This window comes from Flavobacterium sp. LM5, from assembly GCF_002017945.1.
GTDB lineage: Bacteria > Bacteroidota > Bacteroidia > Flavobacteriales > Flavobacteriaceae > Flavobacterium > Flavobacterium succinicans.
In genome coordinates, this window is sequence record NZ_MUFX01000035.1 from 1 (window position 1) to 4,444 (window position 4,444).

At 32.0% G+C, this 4,444-nt stretch carries 3 protein-coding genes and 3 pseudogenes; 3 read left to right on the forward strand and 3 right to left on the reverse strand.

All coding sequences use genetic code 11. The features are described 5' to 3' along the window. A pseudogene (locus BXU11_RS16990) lies at positions 1-275 on the reverse strand (hypothetical protein); the annotation flags it as partial. 112 nt (positions 276-387) lie between these two features. Next, a complete protein-coding gene (locus BXU11_RS16995; RefSeq protein WP_024980591.1) occupies positions 388-828 on the reverse strand; it encodes a hypothetical protein in 441 nt (146 codons plus the stop codon). 349 nt (positions 829-1,177) lie between these two features. On the opposite strand from BXU11_RS16995, the pseudogene BXU11_RS17000 reads away from it, so the two are divergent. Next, positions 1,178-1,941: pseudogene (locus tag BXU11_RS17000) on the forward strand (ATP-binding protein). A 263-nt stretch (positions 1,942-2,204) separates the two neighbouring features. Here the strand turns inward: BXU11_RS17000 and BXU11_RS18205 are convergent. Continuing rightward, positions 2,205-3,260, reverse strand: a complete 1,056-nt coding sequence (locus tag BXU11_RS18205; RefSeq protein WP_078213371.1) for a DNA polymerase III subunit delta' — start codon at positions 3,258-3,260, stop codon at positions 2,205-2,207. A gap of 351 nt (positions 3,261-3,611) precedes the next feature. Here BXU11_RS18205 and BXU11_RS17010 point away from each other — a divergent pair, with 351 nt between their 5' ends. Both BXU11_RS17010 and BXU11_RS17015 read left to right on the forward strand, forming a co-directional pair. Then, entirely contained in the window at positions 3,612-4,052 is a 441-nt protein-coding gene (locus tag BXU11_RS17010) for a hypothetical protein (RefSeq protein ID WP_024980591.1), read from the forward strand. Between the two features lie 112 nt (positions 4,053-4,164). Next, positions 4,165-4,444 (forward strand): annotated as a pseudogene (locus BXU11_RS17015) (hypothetical protein); the annotation flags it as partial.

Sequence of the window (4,444 nt, forward strand, 5' to 3'; positions counted from 1 at the left end):
ATAATTACTGTACCTGGTTCAATAGTAAGAACGGCATTATTATTTACATAAACAGGACCTTGCAAAAGATAAATATTTCTTTTCAGCAATTTGGTGTCCGTTGATATGTTACCTGCTAAAATTTGATTCGCCTCACCATAATCTAATCGGGTAGGCTTAAATTCCGTCCAATTGTTTAACCAATTCAAAGAACCAAAAATACCTTTTTCTTGTTGTGCCTGAACAGAACAAGTAAACAATAGCATTAAAGCTAAAATCTGAGTTATTTTTTTCATAAGATTTAAAGATTTAGGGCGTTTCTTTTAAAAATCGATGACTTGCGATAAATTGGTTATTTTAGTAGGTAGGTTATTTGTAAACTTATTTATAAAAAACAAGTCTTAGGAGTTAATTATCTCCTAGACTGTTTAAAGATTTTAAAGTTTCTTCGTAGAATAAAATAGCTGAAATTAAATTTCCTTTATCTGCATAAGGCACCATTTTTCTTTGAAAATCAACGGTTACATCCAAAAATGAATTCATACTTTCCGCTTGAGTATTCAATGCTTTAGTATTGTTTGCATCTTCTGGAATACCTAAATCCGTCAAAGTAACTCCTGGTTTGCTAACCAAGGCAATATAAGGTAACGTTTTAACCAACACTTTGATTCTCTCAATATACAATTCCAACAAAGGTCCTTTTTGCAAAGTTTCCAATTCTGGCTTTGAATAGTATTTTTTTACCAAAGCTGTTCTACTAATAATACTCTGAGGCGCTTTAGTTTGTGCTGAAGCAACTCCAACTGTTAATAATAATACTAACCCAAAAAAAATAATTTTCCCTTTCATGCTTTTCTTTTTGTTAATTAAAATGTTAATAACAAAAATAAACAAATTAAATTAACTCACAACTTTTAGCCATAATTTTATGCGTAAAAAATAGTACATATATTAAAAAAAATGTATTTCATCGATAAAAAAAGTCTTTAACCCCTTGTTTTTATGCTACTTATACGTCAAAACACATCAAGTATTAACAAGAAATAAAGTCAAGAAAATTAAAAATTTAACAAATAAAAATTGTTAATAAACAGTAATTATTTACAAACCAAAAAAATAAAAACTCACCAAATTTACATCACGATAAAGATTACACTCTAATATTTTAGACTTTATCAATTTCTTTTATCTTTGCTCAATGCAATTTTCAGCTATACTAGGTCAAAAACACATCAAAAATCACCTCACTCAAAGTGCCTCTTCTGGCAGAATACCTCACGCACAATTATTTACAGGACCAGAAGGCTCGGGAACATTAGCTACCGCCATTGCTTATGCACAATATATTTTATGTCAAAACACCTTTCTGATAATAGTAATGGGAATGAAAGTTGTAATCTAAAATTTGAAAGCCTAGGACATCCCGATTTGCATTTTGTGTATCCCACTGTAAGTACCGAGGAGGTAAAAAGCAAACCCAAAAGCATCGATTTTATTTCAGAATGGAGAGCTTTTGTATTACAAAACCCCTATGGCAGTTTATCGGATTGGTACGCATTTTTAGGGGTACAGAATAAGCAAGGTGAAATAAGAGTAGATGATGCGCAAGAAATTCTTAAATCTTTAGCTCTAAAATCGTACGAGGGAGGACACAAAATAATGATTGTTTGGATGGCGGATAAACTCAATACCGCAGCCGCAAACAAATTGTTAAAACTTTTGGAGGAACCACCCGAAAAAACCATTTTCATTTTAATTACTGAAAATGAAGAATCGCTCATTTCTACCATCCGATCGCGTTGTCAAGCCATTCATTTTAATGGTATTCCAGAAACAGAAATTACAAAAGCATTAATTGAATTACATAACATTGATTCAAAAATTGCTCAAAATATAGCTCATCAAGCGCAAGAAATTATAACAAAGCACTCCATTTATTGCATCAAGATGCAGATGATTTAGTTTTTGAAGAGTGGTTTGTAGTTTGGGTACGTGCTGCTTTTAAAGCCAAAGGAAACGCCAGTGCCATTCAAGACTTGATTGAGTGGAGTGAACAAATAGCACAATTAGGAAGGGAAAGACAAAAAAAATTCTTGTCCTTTTGTATCGAAATGTTCCGACAAGCGCTATTACTGAACTATCAAGCCAATTCTTTGGTGTATATGGAACCCAAAGTAGAAAAATTTAAGTTGGAAAATTTTGCCCCTTTCAATATGGTACATGGCTCATGCTATTTTTGCATAAATAGGCTGAATGTTGCACCATATGAAAGGGGCAAAATTTTCCAACTTAAATTTTTCTACTTTGGGTTCCATATACACCAAAGAATTGGCTTGATAGTTCAGTAATAGCGCTTGTCGGAACATTTCGATACAAAAGGACAAGAATTTTTTTTGTCTTTCCCTTCCTAATTGTGCTATTTGTTCACTCCACTCAATCAAGTCTTGAATGGCACTGGCGTTTCCTTTGGCTTTAAAAGCAGCACGTACCCAAACTACAAACCACTCTTCAAAAACTAAATCATCTGCATCTTGATGCAATAAATGGAGTGCTTTGTTATAATTTCCTTGCGCTTGATGAGCTATATTTTGAGCAATTTTTGAATCAATGTTATGTAATTCAATTAATGCTTTTGTAATTTCTGTTTCTGGAATACCATTAAAATGAATGGCTTGACAACGCGATCGGATGGTAGAAATGAGCGATTCTTCATTTTCAGTAATTAAAATGAAAATGGTTTTTTCGGGTGGTTCCTCCAAAAGTTTTAACAATTTGTTTGCGGCTGCGGTATTGAGTTTATCCGCCATCCAAACAATCATTATTTTGTGTCCTCCCTCGTACGATTTTAGAGCTAAAGATTTAAGAATTTCTTGCGCATCATCTACTCTTATTTCACCTTGCTTATTCTGTACCCCTAAAAATGCGTACCAATCCGATAAACTGCCATAGGGGTTTTGTAATACAAAAGCTCTCCATTCTGAAATAAAATCGATGCTTTTGGGTTTGCTTTTTACCTCCTCGGTACTTACAGTGGGATACACAAAATGCAAATCGGGATGTCCTAGGCTTTCAAATTTTAGATTACAACTTTCATTCCCATTACTATTATCAGAAAGGGTGTTTTGACATAAAATATATTGTGCATAAGCAATGGCGGTAGCTAATGTTCCCGAGCCTTCTGGTCCTGTAAATAATTGTGCGTGAGGTATTCTGCCAGAAGAGGCACTTTGAGTGAGGTGATTTTTGATGTGTTTTTGACCTAGTATAGCTGAAAATTGCATTGAGCAAAGATAAAAGAAATTGATAAAGTCTAAAATATTAGAGTGTAATCTTTATCGTGATGTAAATTTGGTGAGTTTTTATTTTTTTGGTTTGTAAATAATTACTGTTTATTAACAATTTTTATTTGTTAAATTTTTAATTTTCTTGACTTTATTTCTTGTTAATACTTGATGTGTTTTGACGTATAAGTAGCATAAAAACAAGGGGTTAAAGACTTTTTTTATCGATGAAATACATTTTTTTTTAATATATGTACTATTTTTTACGCATAAAATTATGGCTAAAAGTTGTGAGTTAATTTAATTTGTTTATTTTTGTTATTAACATTTTAATTAACAAAAAAGAAAAGCATGAAAGGGAAAATTATTTTTTTTGGGTTAGTATTATTATTAACAGTTGGAGTTGCTTCAGCACAAACTAAAGCGCCTCAGAGTATTATTAGTAGAACAGCTTTGGTAAAAAAATACTATTCAAAGCCAGAATTGGAAACTTTGCAAAAAGGACCTTTGTTGGAATTGTATATTGAGAGAATCAAAGTGTTGGTTAAAACGTTACCTTATATTGCCTTGGTTAGCAAACCAGGAGTTACTTTGACGGATTTAGGTATTCCAGAAGATGCAAACAATACTAAAGCATTGAATACTCAAGCGGAAAGTATGAATTCATTTTTGGATGTAACCGTTGATTTTCAAAGAAAAATGGTGCCTTATGCAGATAAAGGAAATTTAATTTCAGCTATTTTATTCTACGAAGAAACTTTAAAATCTTTAAACAGTCTAGGAGATAATTAACTCCTAAGACTTGTTTTTTATAAATAAGTTTACAAATAACCTACCTACTAAAATAACCAATTTATCGCAAGTCATCGATTTTTAAAAGAAACGCCCTAAATCTTTAAATCTTATGAAAAAAATAACTCAGATTTTAGCTTTAATGCTATTGTTTACTTGTTCTGTTCAGGCACAACAAGAAAAAGGTATTTTTGGTTCTTTGAATTGGTTAAACAATTGGACGGAATTTAAGCCTACCCGATTAGATTATGGTGAGGCGAATCAAATTTTAGCAGGTAACATATCAACGGACACCAAATTGCTGAAAAGAAATATTTATCTTTTGCAAGGTCCTGTTTATGTAAATAATAATGCCGTTCTTACTATTGAACCAGGTACAGTAATTATTGGTG